This is a genomic window from Paenibacillus psychroresistens (assembly GCF_009728935.1).
In the GTDB taxonomy this organism is placed as follows: domain Bacteria; phylum Bacillota; class Bacilli; order Paenibacillales; family NBRC-103111; genus Paenibacillus_AC; species Paenibacillus_AC psychroresistens.
The window spans coordinates 4,833,470-4,848,283 of sequence record NZ_CP034235.1; the positions used below are offsets into that span (position 1 = coordinate 4,833,470).

10 protein-coding genes and 1 tRNA gene are annotated in these 14,814 nt (G+C 41.7%); all 11 read right to left on the minus strand.

Going from position 1 to position 14,814, the window contains the following annotated elements; genetic code table 11:
* Positions 1-57: 57 nt before the first annotated feature.
* The 11 genes from EHS13_RS22160 to EHS13_RS22210 all read right to left on the minus strand — a co-directional run bounded on the left by EHS13_RS22160 (position 58) and on the right by EHS13_RS22210 (position 14,808).
* On the minus strand, positions 58-1,230 hold the full coding sequence (locus EHS13_RS22160) for a sensor histidine kinase (RefSeq protein WP_155702478.1): 1,173 nt from the start codon (positions 1,228-1,230) through the stop codon (positions 58-60).
* Positions 1,227-1,901: a response regulator transcription factor gene (locus EHS13_RS22165; RefSeq protein ID WP_155702479.1), complete on the minus strand. Its 675-nt coding sequence runs from the start codon at positions 1,899-1,901 to the stop codon at positions 1,227-1,229. Before EHS13_RS22165 ends, EHS13_RS22160 begins: the two co-directional genes overlap by 4 nt.
* 3 nt (positions 1,902-1,904) lie before the next feature.
* Complete coding sequence (locus EHS13_RS22170) at positions 1,905-3,671, minus strand: ABC transporter ATP-binding protein (protein WP_155702480.1); 1,767 nt, start codon at positions 3,669-3,671, stop codon at positions 1,905-1,907.
* 128 nt (positions 3,672-3,799) lie between these two features.
* The gene (gene argS, locus EHS13_RS22175) at positions 3,800-5,506 is read right to left on the minus strand and encodes an arginine--tRNA ligase (RefSeq protein WP_155702481.1); all 1,707 of its coding nucleotides are present in this window, start codon (positions 5,504-5,506) and stop codon (positions 3,800-3,802) included.
* A gap of 172 nt (positions 5,507-5,678) precedes the next feature.
* The gene (gene hisD, locus EHS13_RS22180; RefSeq protein WP_155702482.1) at positions 5,679-6,956 is read right to left on the minus strand and encodes a histidinol dehydrogenase; all 1,278 of its coding nucleotides are present in this window, start codon (positions 6,954-6,956) and stop codon (positions 5,679-5,681) included.
* A 106-nt stretch (positions 6,957-7,062) separates the two neighbouring features.
* A complete protein-coding gene (locus EHS13_RS22185; RefSeq protein ID WP_155702483.1) occupies positions 7,063-8,070 on the minus strand; it encodes a LacI family DNA-binding transcriptional regulator in 1,008 nt (335 codons plus the stop codon).
* Between the two features lie 124 nt (positions 8,071-8,194).
* Positions 8,195-8,281: transfer RNA gene (locus EHS13_RS22190), tRNA-Leu, on the minus strand.
* A gap of 212 nt (positions 8,282-8,493) precedes the next feature.
* Positions 8,494-8,634 (minus strand): hypothetical protein, encoded by a 141-nt coding sequence (locus tag EHS13_RS22195; protein ID WP_155702484.1) that lies wholly within the window; start codon positions 8,632-8,634, stop codon positions 8,494-8,496.
* 82 nt (positions 8,635-8,716) lie between these two features.
* Positions 8,717-10,870 (minus strand): LTA synthase family protein, encoded by a 2,154-nt coding sequence (locus EHS13_RS22200; protein WP_155702485.1) that lies wholly within the window; start codon positions 10,868-10,870, stop codon positions 8,717-8,719.
* 138 nt (positions 10,871-11,008) lie between these two features.
* On the minus strand, positions 11,009-13,084 hold the full coding sequence (locus tag EHS13_RS22205) for an alpha-galactosidase (RefSeq protein ID WP_155702486.1): 2,076 nt from the start codon (positions 13,082-13,084) through the stop codon (positions 11,009-11,011).
* On the minus strand, positions 13,081-14,808 hold the full coding sequence (locus EHS13_RS22210; RefSeq protein WP_155702487.1) for an amylo-alpha-1,6-glucosidase: 1,728 nt from the start codon (positions 14,806-14,808) through the stop codon (positions 13,081-13,083). Before EHS13_RS22210 ends, EHS13_RS22205 begins: the two co-directional genes overlap by 4 nt.
* Positions 14,809-14,814 lie beyond the last annotated feature (6 nt).

The following is a 14,814-nucleotide window of genomic DNA, read 5'->3' on the forward strand; positions in this document are numbered from 1 at the left end:
TTCCGCTTTCTTAAATTGTACATGAGTTTCTTAATCCAGTAAACCATAACTTTCCATTCACTGCTCCAAAGGAAGCTTCAAGGTCATTTCTGTCCACTCGCCTAAGTGGCTTTCCGCTTGGATTGTCCCTTGATGCATGTTGATTATTTTTTTAACAATCGAGAGTCCTAATCCACTGCCCGTAGTGGAGCGATTACGTGATTTATCCGCCTTATAAAAACGGTCAAAAATAAAAGCTAAATCTTCCTCCGCAATACCCAGCCCAGTATCCTTAATCTTAATAATCACATCATTAAGCTGCTTATGAGCAGAAATCTGAATAGCCCCATTTTGCGGTGTGAATTTAATGCTGTTATGAATTAAATTGACCCAAACCTGGCTCATCAAATCTTCATCTGCATGTATGTGAATGTCTTCCAAATCAATATCCATTTCAATTCCTTTATCCACCCATAAAGGCTCACATGCCAGAATCAGGTTGCGCAGCTGCTTGTCTAAGCGATACCGCTTGATTTCAAACGGATGATGCTCCGACTCCAATGAAGTTAGCTTCAATAAATTTTCGCTTAGTTTAGCTAGTCGCAAGCTTTCGGCTTCAATGATACTCAGGTAATGTACTCGTTCCAAATGATCCAGCTCGCTATTCTGCAGCACTTTAGCGAATCCACTGATTGAAGTCAGCGGAGATTGGATTTCATGAGAAACGTTTGAAATAAATTCTTGTCTCATTTGCTCCATCTGACTGAGCTCAAGTGCCATATTATTAATGCTTGTCACGATTTCTGTGAATGGATCCCCTCTATGGTTAACAGGAAGCTGTACAGCGAAATTGCCTTTAGCTATTTGTCTAATTCCATCGATAATAACTTTTAACCCTGCCATGCGTTTAGGTGCGGTTAAACTGCCAATGATCGTAATGGTTAATCCAAAAAGAAAAAAACCAAGAACAGAATTAATTAGCTGCTTCGCAAACGGATGTGGGTGTTTATTCAGCCAATCATAGAGATGCGGTGTCAGGTAATAGGCAAGCGTCCAACATATTAGAATATAGCTAAACACTGCTATAATACCAAGTATGCCCCTGATAATATGCCATTTAGTAAGTTTGGTTTTTGCTAGCTCCTGATTATCCCCATGCAATTTACCACGCGAATAATTCTGTCTCCGCTCTCGCTTTTGCTCTTGCCTTAATCTTTGCTCATGTCGCTTCTTCGTTCGCTCATCATTCATCCCCGAACCTCCAAACGATAACCCAATCCGCGAATCGTACTAATTTTAAAGGAATGCTGCTCTTCTGGAAAACGCTCGCGAATTCGTTTAATATGGACGTCTACCGTTCGCTCATCCCCTTCATAATCATAGCCCCAAATTTGTTCAATCAGCTGTTCACGAGAGAAGGTTTTGCCTGGATAGCTTGCTAGTTTAAACAAAAGCTCAAATTCTTTAAGCGGAAGGTTTAGAATTTGACTGCCAATCGATATTTCAAATGTCTTACGATCTAAGATCAAATCTCCAAACTGAACAGTCTGCGAAACCGCAATCCGATAACGCTTAAGGACTGCTTTCACACGCACTAATAGCTCCTGAGGCTCAAACGGCTTTACTAGATAATCATCGGTCCCATGCTCAAATCCTTTGACCTTCTGCATGGTTTCTCCTTTGGCGGTTAACATAAGCATTGGCAAATCATATTGTTTTCTTACTTCTCGGCAGAGCTCCCAGCCATCCATGTTAGGCATCATTATGTCCAGAATCACCATATCCACTTTAATCGACTCAAGTAAGCTAAGAGCTAGCAAACCATCCTCTGCTTCATAGATTTCATAGCCTTCATTTCGCAAAAGCACCCTCAACAATTCACGAATATGAGGGTCATCATCGACAATCAATATTTTGGTCATAAATTAGCTCACCTCCATTACTGAAACCAATTCTTTGATCTGCAGCTGCTGCTCAGCAAACTCTCGGTACATGGTGTGTGTAGTAAGCAATTGATCGTGTCTGCCGCTTCCGGTAATACGGCCTTTTTCAATAAATAATATTTGATCTGCTTCTACAACTGTAGATAAGCGATGGGCAATGACCAGGGTAGTTCTGCCCTTCATCAGATTCTTCAGCGCCTTTTGCACAAAAACCTCTGATTTGCTGTCCAAGCTAGACGTCGCTTCATCCAGCATCAGAATTTGTGGATTTCTTAATAAAGCCCGAGCTATCCCAATTCTTTGCCTTTGTCCACCTGAGAGCTTAATCCCTCTTTCGCCAACTTCTGTGTTATAACCATCTGCAAATTCATCTATAAACTGGTCCGCATAAGCCATTTCTGCCGCTTTTCGCAGCTCAGTCTCACTGACTTCACGTTCTAATCCGTATTTAATATTATCACTTATTGTCCCTGCAACCAGTGGGCTTTCCTGAGAAACATAGCCTATTTTACTCCTCCATGACTGCAAGGAGAATTCTTCTATTGGATCAGATCCTAATTTAATCACACCTGATTGGGCTTTGTAGAACCTCTCCAGCATCGAGAAGATCGTCGTCTTCCCACCTCCGCTAGGTCCGACAATTGCCGTAACCTTGCCCGCTTCCATTGTAAAATTGATATCATTGAGTATATTTTCACCATTCTCGTAGGCAAAAGTTAAATGCTCGACTTTAATTGGCTGACTTGCGTTAATCAGTTCACGTCCAGCGGTATGATCTTCTTCTTCCGCTGCTAGTGTGGAAATAATTCTTTCTGTAGCCCCAATAGATTTCTGCAGCTGAGTAAAAAAGGAGGTCAATTGACCCATCGGCATAATAATTTGCACCAGATAGAGAATAAATGCAACCAATTCTCCTGCTGTAAGCGCACCTGAGGATACACGCATTCCCCCATAACCAATAATCACAACAAGCAAAGCCATGATGATCAAGGACATTAGAGGTGCAATTATAGCTTGAATCTTACCTTCCTTCAATCCAAACTGAAAGAGGTTGGTTATTCCGCTTTTACCGCTTTTATATTCGTTTGCTTCTGCATTTGAAGACTTAACTAGACGTATTTCTGATAGGACCTGATTCAATATACCCGTAAATCTAGCAGTCTCATCCTGCAGACCACGTGAAACCTTATGCATCTGACGACCCATTGGGATAAGAATTAATAGTGAAAATGGAACCACGGTAAGCATGACCAATGTCATCCGCCAATCCATATACAGCAAAAGCACAATAGATCCAACAATGGAGATTAGGCCTGTAAATAAGCTAGTTAAATGTTCGGTGATCAAATTTTTCACTACACCTGTATCGTTAGTAACTCGGCTGATTGTTTCACCTGTACGATTTTTATCATAAAAAGGAACAGGCAGTATGAGCAGCTTTTTCCACAATTGATCTCGCAGCGTAGCTACTACTTTTTGCCCAATCTTTGTTAAAAGATAAATCGATGCCCCTGAGGCAACCGCCTGAAAAACGAAAGTTAAAGCCATAAGTATGACCTGGCTAGGGTGAATGTTATCCAACGAAAAACCGTCTACTAGATTCTTTGTGAACAATGGAATAATCAATCCACCTATGGATGTTATTACACTTAAGCCAATCGCTATACTTAATAGAAGCTTGGATGGCTTTGTATCTCTAATCAATCGATAAAAGGATCGCCAATTCCCTGTTTCCTTGGTTTTGTTCATATTTGCTTCCACTCCCTAGTTAGTATCTATCTACTGTTATGAGCATACTCCAATTCTATGAACTCAATATGAACAAGTAAAAGCCAGAGGCTTCCCTCTGACTTAGTTGCTTATTAACGGTTATCTAATTATATTTGCTCTGGCGCTTCCAGTCCAATCAGCTTTAAACCATTTCGTAAAGTAATCTTGACTGCTTGCACTAATACCAATCTTGCAGCACGTATTTCTTCATTCTCAGCTTTAAGTATAGGGCATTCATGGTAAAAGCGATTGAAGGCTTGAGCTAAATCGACCAGGTAGCGACTGATTACCGAAGGCTCGAGCTTGTTCATCGCTTGCTCAATTCTTTCGACGAAGAAGTACAATTCCTTTGCCACTCCAACTGCCTCTATGTTACTCAATAACTCAAAATTAACACTATCCGCTATAGGAAGCTCTCCAGCTTTTAGTAAAACGCTGCAAGCTCTGGCATGGGTATATTGCACATAAGGCCCTGTTTCACCTTCTGTATTAAGCGCCTCTTCCCATGAGAATACTACGTCCTTCAACCTATTTGTGCTGAGATCATTAAAAATAATAGCTCCAACTCCAACCTGCCTTGCCACTTCATCTTTATTAGGTATAACCGAATGTTTATTGTCCATAATTTCGCGAATTTTATCAACAGACTGACGCAGCAAATCTTCAAGCATAATTACATTTCCTTTACGTGTTGCCAGCTTAGCGCCTTCAAGGCTCACTTGGCCAAAGCCAACATGGACCATATCCTCAGCCCAGCTATATCCCATCAATTCAACAATTTTAAAAATCTGCTGAAAATGCAAGTTTTGCGGAGAACCGACCACATAGATCGATTTGGCAAAATCATATTCCTTTTTCCGATATAACGCAGCAGCCACATCACGTGTGTGATACAACGTACTACCATCTTTTTTCATCATCAAAGCCGGCGGCATATTGTAATCGTCCAACCGAATCAATGTAGCGCCTTCGTCTTGCTCAAGCATATTTTTATCGTTAAGCTCTTGGATAACTTCAGCCATTTTATCATTATAAAAGCTTTCTCCAGCAAATGAATCAAATTTCACGCCTAACAATTCATAAATCTTGTTGTACTCCTGCAAGCTAATATCAACAAACCACTTCCAAAGTCGATTTGCCTCTGCATCGCCTTGCTCTAGCTTAACAAACCAAGCACGCGCTTCGTCATCTAGCTCTGGTTTTTCCTCAGCTTCCTCATGAAACTTCACATAAAGCCGTTGTAGTTCTGTCACTCCGTCTTCCTTAATTATGGCTTCTTCTCCCCAGAGACGATAAGCCACCATTAATTTACCGAATTGTGTGCCCCAATCTCCTAAGTGATTGACACCTATAACCTTGTAGCCCAAAAACGAGTATATTTGATATAAGGCATTTCCAATCATTGTTGAACGCAAATGCCCAATATGAAAATGCTTAGCGATATTAGGTGATGAATAATCAATAACAATTTTCCTACCTTGCCCGAGATTCTGCGAGCCGTATTGTTCTTGTGCGGATAAAACCTCAGTTAGTACATTTTTAGCAAAAACGGCTGGCTGGAGGAAGATATTTAAATATCCTGCTGTAGCTTCAATCCGCTCGACAGCTTCATGAGTTGGGATGCTGCGCTGCAACTCCTCCGCTATCACCAATGGCGCTTTACGCAAGGTTTTACTTAGCCTGAAGCAAGGCATAGAAAGATCGCCCATCTGTGGATTCGGCGGATACTCGAGCAGCTCCAGTACATCGGCTGTTTCCATTCCTTCTAATTGAGAGGCAATTAATGAAGCTACTGTATGTTTATAATTCTCCATATGTATGTATCGACCCTTTCCCGTTGTAAATCTGCTTATTTATACAATAAAGCACCCCAATCGGGGTGCACGCTCGAATGTGTTGTGGTGCTTGCCAAATAATATCATTGAGCAAGGGATGTTGTCAATGTAGCAACAATCTTGTCAAGTTTTCATCCTCTTATTTTACACATTACTTATTCCCGTAACGGCGAACACGCAAGAGCGCTTGCTCTTTATGCCCTGCAAAATTTTCAATCTCACATAGCCTTGCTACATATTCTCCAACCAAAGCGCTTGCTTCAGGGGTACATTCCTGATAGGTACAGGTTTTGAGAAATTTACCTACCCAAAGTCCGCCTGTATAACGTGCTGCTCCTTTTGTCGGCAATGTGTGATTGGTGCCAATCGCTTTATCACCATAAGCTACATTTGTTTCTGGTCCAAGAAACAAGGCGCCATAGTTGGTTAAATGCTCCAGAAAATATCTCGGATTTTCAGTAAGAACCTCAACATGTTCATAGGCTAGCTTATCAGCTTCAATAACTGCTTCTTCAATGCTTTCAACGAGAATAATCATTCCATTATCTCGCCAAGCAACACTTGCAATATCTGCAGTCGATAGCGTTAGCAGCTGTCTTTGGATTTCGTCGATTGTTTCATAGGCGAGCTTTTCCGAAGTAGTAATTAATACACCGGGTGACGTTGGCCCATGCTCGGACTGACCGAGAATATCACACGCGACCATTTCTGCATCTGCCGTATGATCTGCAATAATCAGCACCTCAGTTGGACCTGCGAATAAATCAATCCCGACCTTACCATATAATTGACGTTTGGCTTCAGCAACGAACGCATTTCCCGGGCCTACTAGCATGTCGACAGATTTAATGGTTTCAGTACCAAGCGCCATGGCGACCATGGCTTGCACACCTCCAAGAATATAAATTTCATCTGCACCTGCAAAGACCATTGCGCAAACCGTGGCATCAGGAATGACTCCATTCATGGGAGGAGTGCAAGCAATCACCCGTTTCACACCGGCAACCTTGGCTGTAAGAATACTCATATGTGCAGATGCGACCATAGGATAACGCCCTCCGGGAATATAGCAGCCTACACTATTAACCGGAATATTGCGATGTCCGAGAATAACACCTGGAAGCGTCTCTACTTCAAGATCAAGAATGGTTGCTCTTTGCTTTTCGGCAAAGTTACGCACCTGGGTTTGTGCGAAGCGTATATCTGTCTTCACTTGTTCTGGTACTCGAGCGACGATTTCATCCAACTGCTCTGGGCTTAACCTGAATTGTTCGGGAGACCAGTGATCAAATTTCTCAGACAGCTCTCGAACCGACTTATCCCCGTGTTTCCCCACATTTTCTATAATTCCGCGTACTGTTTCATTTACATTCTGGTCATACTCAAGAAGCTCTGATTGACTTTTTCCTGCTTTTATCCATTTCGTCATTAGGGTCTACCTCCAAGAAAATTCTTTTTTGAATACGTATTCAAAATTTGCTTCTGAGAATGCCAGTTCAGAAGAGCTTAAGAATATTAACCGCCGCTACTCTTCCTTACTTAACTAAATGCGCAGTTGTTTTCCTGATAACTAGCTCCGGCTTTAGAATAATCTGCCGTAATGGCTCTTGAGCGCTGCTTTCTTCAATCATCTCAATTAGATTCAATGCTGCAATCTCTCCCATAGCAAGCTTTTGATGACCTACAGTCGTAAGCTGAAAAGCTTGATGTGAAGCCATACGTGTATCATCAATTCCGGCAATACTGATGTCTTCTGGTATACGCAGCCCCATAGACATCACAATATCTATACAAATTAACGCCATAGCATCTGTAGCACAAATAATCGCAGTTGGAGGCTCAGCCCTATGAATCAACTTAGGTATCAATTGATCTATCTCATCGTTGGAAGTATTAATAAAATGTATCAGCTCTGGTATCTGCTTAATCTTGGACTGTTGCATAGTTTCTTCAAAGCCTAGCTTGCGTTCGTTAAATGTCGATACATCTGTTTTCCCAGAAATATAAGCAATTCTTTGGTGTCCCAAATCCAACAAATGCTGAGTAAGCAAACTAGCCGCCATTACATTGTCGAGTACAACAAAATTGCTTTCATTGCGAGGCCTTCTGTTAAAAAAGACACAAGGGATCTGTGAATTAACTAATTTCTTCAGATTAGGGTCATCAAGTCTGATCAGCGATAACAGGATACCATCCACCTTATGCCCCATAATCGAATCCCAATAATCTGTAATTTCATCCTCATTCTCATCCTCAAAATATACAATGGTCTTATACCCTTTTTGCTTAGCAATATGAATAATCGAGTCCGTTGTTTCGGCAAAAAATCCATTCTTAAGCGTACCGGATATTAGCGCAATCGTTCTTGTCGAATTGGTAACCAGGCTGCGGGCAATCAAATTCGGATAATAACCCAATTCTTCCATTGCTTGCAGGACCTTATTCCGTTTCTCCGGTTTAACACTCTCTGGATTATTAAGTACACGTGAAACGGTAGGCTGTGAAACACCAGCCCTCTTGGCTACATCTTTGGATGAGATCATCCTTGACACCTCAACTTTGAATACGTATTCAAATTATAATTTAATTTTATAACAAATGGATCTTTTTTGTCAATCTCTTATTTATAAAAAGAACTCTTCCTAGGAAGAGTTGGGCTTGAGAGTTTGGTGCGGTCAAGAGGACTCGAACCTCCACGGGGGTAAGCCCACACGGACCTGAACCGTGCGCGTCTGCCAATTCCGCCATGACCGCTTGTGAGACTAAAATGTGCAAATAACGTTTCAAAACTTTTAATAAATTCATCCGTGTATTCGAAGATATAATAACATGAAGGGTGTTCAAACGCAAGATTTAGAGGCTATTATCCGCCATATCGAGTATTAATTTGATATCGCATTAGTCTAAACATTCGCAAAAAAAATCAGCCCACGAATAAATCGCGAACTGACATTTTCTCTCAAAAGTTAAATCGAAGGACGGTTAGGCGCATGCAGCTTTTTATCCGTTGGGTCGATGATATTAGCTTTGCTTTTCTGCGCATCATCGCTTTTATTTTTCATGCTTTGGTTCTTTTGTTCCATTGAATCATTCTTATTATTCTTCAACTAAATGGCCTCCTTAAATATCATTGGGACTACAGCCTTAGTTTCTCCGAAATCTTCCTTGGTATTCGCTGTAAAATTATCCTTATCCCTTTGCGACTTTTAGCTTAAATGGCTCAGAATCAGCTACGACTATACCTTGCGAATCCAAAACTTTAACCACAAAAGTAATTTCACCAGGCTTATCTATGAGCTTTTGTGGAATGTATACCTTCAATTTACCGTCGCCCTGCAGCCGAGTATCCAATGGCTTTCCATTGGCATAAACTTCACACTTCTCAACAAAATTGCGGCCTGATATTGTTATAATTGATTCATCGCCCACGGTTTGAAATGCCACTCCAGCTGTAACTTGCTTAGGATCCAATGAATCTATAACCATTTTGTCATAGCCTAATTTAAAGGTAGGATTGACGATTGGCTGTGGGTAGTCTTTCAAAACATATTGTTTCCCAAACATCATGTCATATTGAAAAAGCTTATAAGGATTAAGCTCATTCTGCTCGATATGAAAGCCTTCATAATAGAAGGAAGGTGGAATAATCGGAATCTTTTGCGAGAAATTATAGAGATAATCCGTATATGCCGTGCCTTCCTTTTCCGCCAGATTCAATACATAGGAGCCAAGAAATGCAGGACTAATATCCAGCTCATCCTTATGCTTTGGGAGATAATTGTTCCAAACAACCAGGGGCACATCGAATTCCTTTCTTAAACGCCCCGTATCATTCGGCTTAAAATAACCTGTTTCCGTATACACCCCATAATTCGAACCCAAAACAGGCTTATGATCACCAAAGAATACGAGAATGGTAGGCTCTTTCTTCACCGTATAATACTCAACCAACGTTTTAAGCATGAGATCCGCATCGACTACTCCTGTCGTATAGGACGTCAGCATACCTAATCCCTTCTTACTTATATCACCTGTCACTTTAATCGGGTTTGTATAAAATTTATCCGCATCATAGGGCTGATGGTTTTCCATCGTGTTGGCAAAAATGAAGTCAGGGCCTGCTGACTTTTCGGTTTGGGCGATAATATTCTTCGTTACCTCTACATCGGCTATTTCATGCCCTTTAAAATGTTGTTCAAAAAACTCAAGGCTAATATAGTGGGAAAATCCAAAGTTCTTATACACATTCTTACTATTGTAAAACCAATTAAAAAAAGGGCTAATTGCAGTAGCTTCATAACCCTGCCTTGTTAGAATACTTGCTAAGGAATCAATGCCATGATTAGCATATTGGATATAAGGTGTGGAGCCAGGTGGTGTAAACCTCATTGAATTTCCTGTAAGCACCTCAAACTCAACATTGGCTGTTCCACCACCAAATTGGGGTGAAAGCATTAAGCCACTTGAGTAATTTTTCATCAGATCACGCATAAAAGGCATAGGGTCTTTTTCAAACTTCACTTTGGGCAACAGAGTTGGATCGAATAATGATTCACTTAGAATAACAATAATATTAGGTTTAACCGTTTGATCAATATTCGTTCTGCGTGGAACACTTTGAATAAGCTCTTTCATATGTGCTTCCGTATAATCCACAGGTTTGGGTACAAAAGCTAGCTTAAGATTCAAAGTAGTCGCAACCAGAAAACCATTTAATCTATAATTCTGTCCTTGATCCCAGGTGACATTAAAAATATGAAAGTTATTTTTCAAATCGAGCGGATTTTCGCCATATACACTGAATAATATACAGCAGGAAATCCCCAATAAAATAATTTTTTCTGGCCATTTGATTTTTATATTAAATCGCGGAACCCACCGAATCAGCAGATAGCTAATGGCAATAAACCCAAAGCTCCAGCTCAGCAATATCCAGTCCCAAATACCTGTTAAATACGTGGAAATAGCTTCCGTTTCTTTACTCAACAAAACATCCCATGGCATCAAGGGGACTCCAAGAAACTTGAGCTTAACACCGGTTACGAAGCCAATTATCGTCATAATCGCTGCTAACGCCAAATAAGCCATCCAGGTCCTACCGCAAATACTTATAAACAGCAGGAACAAAGCCAACACAATGATGTAGTTAAGCCGGAAAGGCATCGGCTGCTCCCAGCTCCAAGTAAACATGGCTTCTACACTATCCCGAGCTAAATATTCAAAATAAAATAATATAAGTAGAGGTAATAGGAGCAAATGCACTCTGGCAATTAAGAAACCAAATACCTTCAGCAGCTTTGAAATGAAAATGGAGGGAAAGAATCGTTTGAGAAAAGGCTGCATGTTAACTCTCCTGTTATATGTAAATAAATTGTAAAATGTCGTTGCCTTAGTATATCATGTTTAGTTTAAAGTAGGTATAAAAGCCTCCATCCATAATGCAGCTCATGGAAAGGAGGCTTTATATAGAAGCGGTTAAGCTCATATACCAAATAGAATGATATGTGCACTTGTATTTTTGAACTCGGCTTCGATTACTGCTCTGCCTTTTGTATCAAAGCTAATCGAGACACCTTCTGTGTGCCAGAAAGTCGGGTTAGGCTTATTCTGAGTAATATAACGATAAATACCCGCAGCAGCAGACAAAAGTACAACTGCACCCTTTCCGGATGTAACAGACAGCTTTTCGTGTACCTCTAAGACACCGCCTATGGCTCCCTCTCTCACTGAAGTACTCTCTGTAATATCTTTGCTAACCTCTTTGTAACGAGCTAGAAAACTGCCAATCCATTCTGCTCCCTCAATGGAAACTGCAGGAAGATCTCCCCAAATCCCATTCTGACCCAAAATAAGTGATGCCAAAGACATCAATTGGTTATCATGCGGATCATCAGGCAGGTAATGAGTCAAGAAAAGAACAGATGGAATCCATTTGTCATATCCCAGCGGCATCCTGCAAATCCAACCACGGGCAGGACCAGGATAAAAAAATAGGTTGACGTTATCCTTCTCCAAATCAATCGGCACGTTATAATTCTGAAAATAAGGTCCATTATTAACCAAAAAATATTTCCCAGCAGACAGAAAAGCTAGACCGACAGAACGATGCCCTTCTGTGATGTCGAAATCGACAATCGCTTCGGGACAAGCCGCACAAAGCTTATCGACAATCCGGACCATAGCTTCTACCTGTTGGAAAGCATAGCTATCCGCGCGATCTTGCAGTGAATTGGATATTGTGCCATGCTCGTGATTGGGATCATTACAGCCATATTGACCGATACCATCCCATTTAAAATAAGTAACACCTACCTCACGAACAAGACGGATTAGCTCATCTGCAAAAGCATCTGCATAACGGCTGACCAGACAAAGTGTTATACTTTCTTCTGTCTCCCAAATACTCTGCGGCTGCGACTTCTCACCATTCCATGAGAGGATGCAATCCTGATGATTATTAAGCATACTGCTAGAGATTGAGGCTACCGTCGGGTTAAACCATAAACCGAGCTTCATCCCATACTCGTCAAGCTTTAATTTCACCTGCTTCAGCCCATCGGGAAACCTTTTGCGACTAACCTGCCAGTCCCCGGTTTTCTCATACCAGCCCGTATCAATGACAAAGACATCAATCCCCATAATATGAGCTGCATCAATCTCCTTGAGCATTCGCTCGAGATTCATGTCCTCGAGATATTTTTTGTCGTACCAATTGCGATTTCGTTCCTGATAATTCCATGTGTTGTAGAAAATATAAGGCTTGCGGCTCTCCGTATTCAGAGTGAAATGATTAAGGATAAAATTGCGGTAGGCAACTGAAAGCTCCTCTTCACTTCCAGACATGTATGCAGCTTGTAACCAGACTGTACGAAAGGGAATATCTGAGCTTAAAGGAAAACCATCATAATAATTTCCTTTAACAGCTGCAATAGCAACCTTTCGGTCTGGTGTCAGGAGAAAATCAATAAAAGCATCCGGTATTTGTGAACCATGCTCGTAAGAGAATAAAACTTGGTGGGTATCATTACCTGCTGTCAGCATCGGTCCCATGACTCGTTCGCTGTTCTCAAAATGCCGTGAGGTAAGCTGACGTTCCGTGAGGCAAAAGCTATGGGCCAGCTCGATGAACTCGGAAAACCGAATTTCATTAGCACGTGATAATTCGCTCAATGAAAATGCAGCATAACGCAGTCGATCACTGCCGGTTTCCTTAGTTAAGCGATAATCTCCGTCGGCTCGGAGTTCATAGCAGAAACGTACAACTGGATTTACAGCATCCGGCACTCGGACAATCCAATCTAGCTGTAAATGCTCTGCACCACTAATTTTACCGCCAAGTCGATATTCTTTAGTCCCGTTATGCAGCTGTTTAGGTGGATTATGCAGATCAATTTCCTTTAAGCTAACTTGAATTAACTGTCCATTAACTTCAAAAGTCGGTGCTTCTATGTTCCATTCCCACTCATTATCACACCCGGATATACTCCAGAAACGCTGCTCTTCTCCATAAAACCGAATAGATATTGCTTGATTATCTACCCTCCACTTTGGCTTCATTTTTCCACAGGTCCCTTCTCTTTCATAAAATCTGTGGCAAACAGCTGAAATACACTCGCTGGCCAAGTATGAAAACGGTCACGCTGGCCGACACCATTTAATGCATCGTAGTTCTCTGCTAATCCGCCTGATTCGCAGAGTCGCATAAATTGAAGCGCAATTTCATCCGCGAGCTCCTGTTCTCCGGCATTCATCAATCCATCTGCTACAATAAACATAACAGGTGACCAGATAGGTCCACGCCAGTAACCATCAGGGCGATAATGAGGACTACTTGGCTTTTCAGTAGCAAGACCCCACTTCGTTAAAAACGGACCGTTTGGACCAAGCTCATCTACTATCCGTTGTAGAATATCTTTGGGCAGCTTGGATCCAAGGATAACGGGTATCCAATGCAGCAAACTGTCCGTATCTATTACCTCATCCGTCCCGCTGCGCTTAGCAATGAATTTTTCACCATTCCAAAAATAATCCAGCATTAGCTGAAGCAACTTATCGGAACGCTGCTGCCACGCTAGTGCCTCCTCAACGCGTCCAATTCTGGCAGCTAACTCAGCGAGAACATCCAGCTGAATAACGAGAAATGCGGACAAATCGGGACATTCCACAGCTCCCGCTCTTCCAAAAACCGTTGAGTTATCCCAGCCGCTGTCATTGCCATGATTATATTGGGGAATCCCATTCCCATCATAATCCCGATAATTAAACCACCATTCTGTCCAAGCAGTCAGCTTAGGATAGAAAAGCTCCAATTGCGTTATCGTAATCGCATCCGTTTTCTCCAGCATTTTCCGCAAAGTCCAGCCATGTATCGGCGGTTTCGTATAATTCCAAACGATTTCACCATTCTTCACATAATCGGGGATAGCTCCGAAATCATCCTGATGGTCAAAAGGAATCATCAGCTGATCCCAAGCCATGTCAGAACGTGAGCTTGCAAGCGCCATCGCATTAAAACAATGATCCCAGCTCCAAACTCCATTAAAGCCCGGAGAGATCAGCATCGTTTTCCGTGTCAGCAATCCAGACGGCGGTACCATAGAAGCATATTGCACATAGGCAGCCAACTCGCGGATACTTGGATAACCGCCATCCTCAAGGGGACAGTCCTGCAACCATTGCTCGAATGCAGCTTCTGCTTCTGCATAACATGTCTGAAAGCCTGTTTCGTAAACTCTTTCTTTCCAGCTGGTATCAAATGGCTCTATAACAATCTCCGAAATCCCACTGCTCTCATCCGGCAAGAAACTTAGCGCAATGGTTGGACAAGTAACCGCCTCCCACGGAGCAACGATCAGAGATTTGCCTTGCAGGATCGAAATCATGTACTGTTTACGTGACCGATAGGCATTTACTTGAATACGACTTTTGCCAATCGCAAACGGATAATCTGCTTTATACCCTCTATCATCTGGCTCTTGACGAAACAGCTGGAAGCCCGCCGCCACACCTCGAATCCGCATATTTCCATCTTCATCAATAAGAATTTCTACTCTGCCATCCTCCATATTCAAGCCTACCAAAGAGGTTGTAGCTTCATCGACAAACGGCTTAGCGTTCCCATTGCTATCAAGTGGAATGATCTGAAATATTTCTCTTGGATTTGCATCCGATTGCATCGTACGGATATAAATACTTCTATTATTATGGCTATCCAGCTTAGAGATGACTTCAAGCCAAGTGTTTGGACGACTCAATACCATTGTTCGCAAATCCAATAGCATGCCAAT

Bases quoted from the DNA above. Each gene is read 5' to 3' on its own strand.
- EHS13_RS22160 (WP_155702478.1), bottom strand. From the start codon at position 1,230: ATGAATGATGAGCGAACGAAGAAGCGACATGAGCAAAGATTAAGGCAA.
- EHS13_RS22165 (WP_155702479.1), bottom strand. From the start codon at position 1,901: ATGACCAAAATATTGATTGTCGATGATGACCCTCATATTCGTGAATTG.
- EHS13_RS22170 (WP_155702480.1), bottom strand. From the start codon at position 3,671: ATGAACAAAACCAAGGAAACAGGGAATTGGCGATCCTTTTATCGATTG.
- argS (WP_155702481.1), bottom strand. From the start codon at position 5,506: ATGGAGAATTATAAACATACAGTAGCTTCATTAATTGCCTCTCAATTA.
- hisD (WP_155702482.1), bottom strand. From the start codon at position 6,956: ATGACGAAATGGATAAAAGCAGGAAAAAGTCAATCAGAGCTTCTTGAG.
- EHS13_RS22185 (WP_155702483.1), bottom strand. From the start codon at position 8,070: ATGATCTCATCCAAAGATGTAGCCAAGAGGGCTGGTGTTTCACAGCCT.
- EHS13_RS22200 (WP_155702485.1), bottom strand. From the start codon at position 10,870: ATGCAGCCTTTTCTCAAACGATTCTTTCCCTCCATTTTCATTTCAAAG.
- EHS13_RS22205 (WP_155702486.1), bottom strand. From the start codon at position 13,084: ATGAAGCCAAAGTGGAGGGTAGATAATCAAGCAATATCTATTCGGTTT.
- EHS13_RS22210 (WP_155702487.1), bottom strand. From the start codon at position 14,808: ATGCTATTGGATTTGCGAACAATGGTATTGAGTCGTCCAAACACTTGG.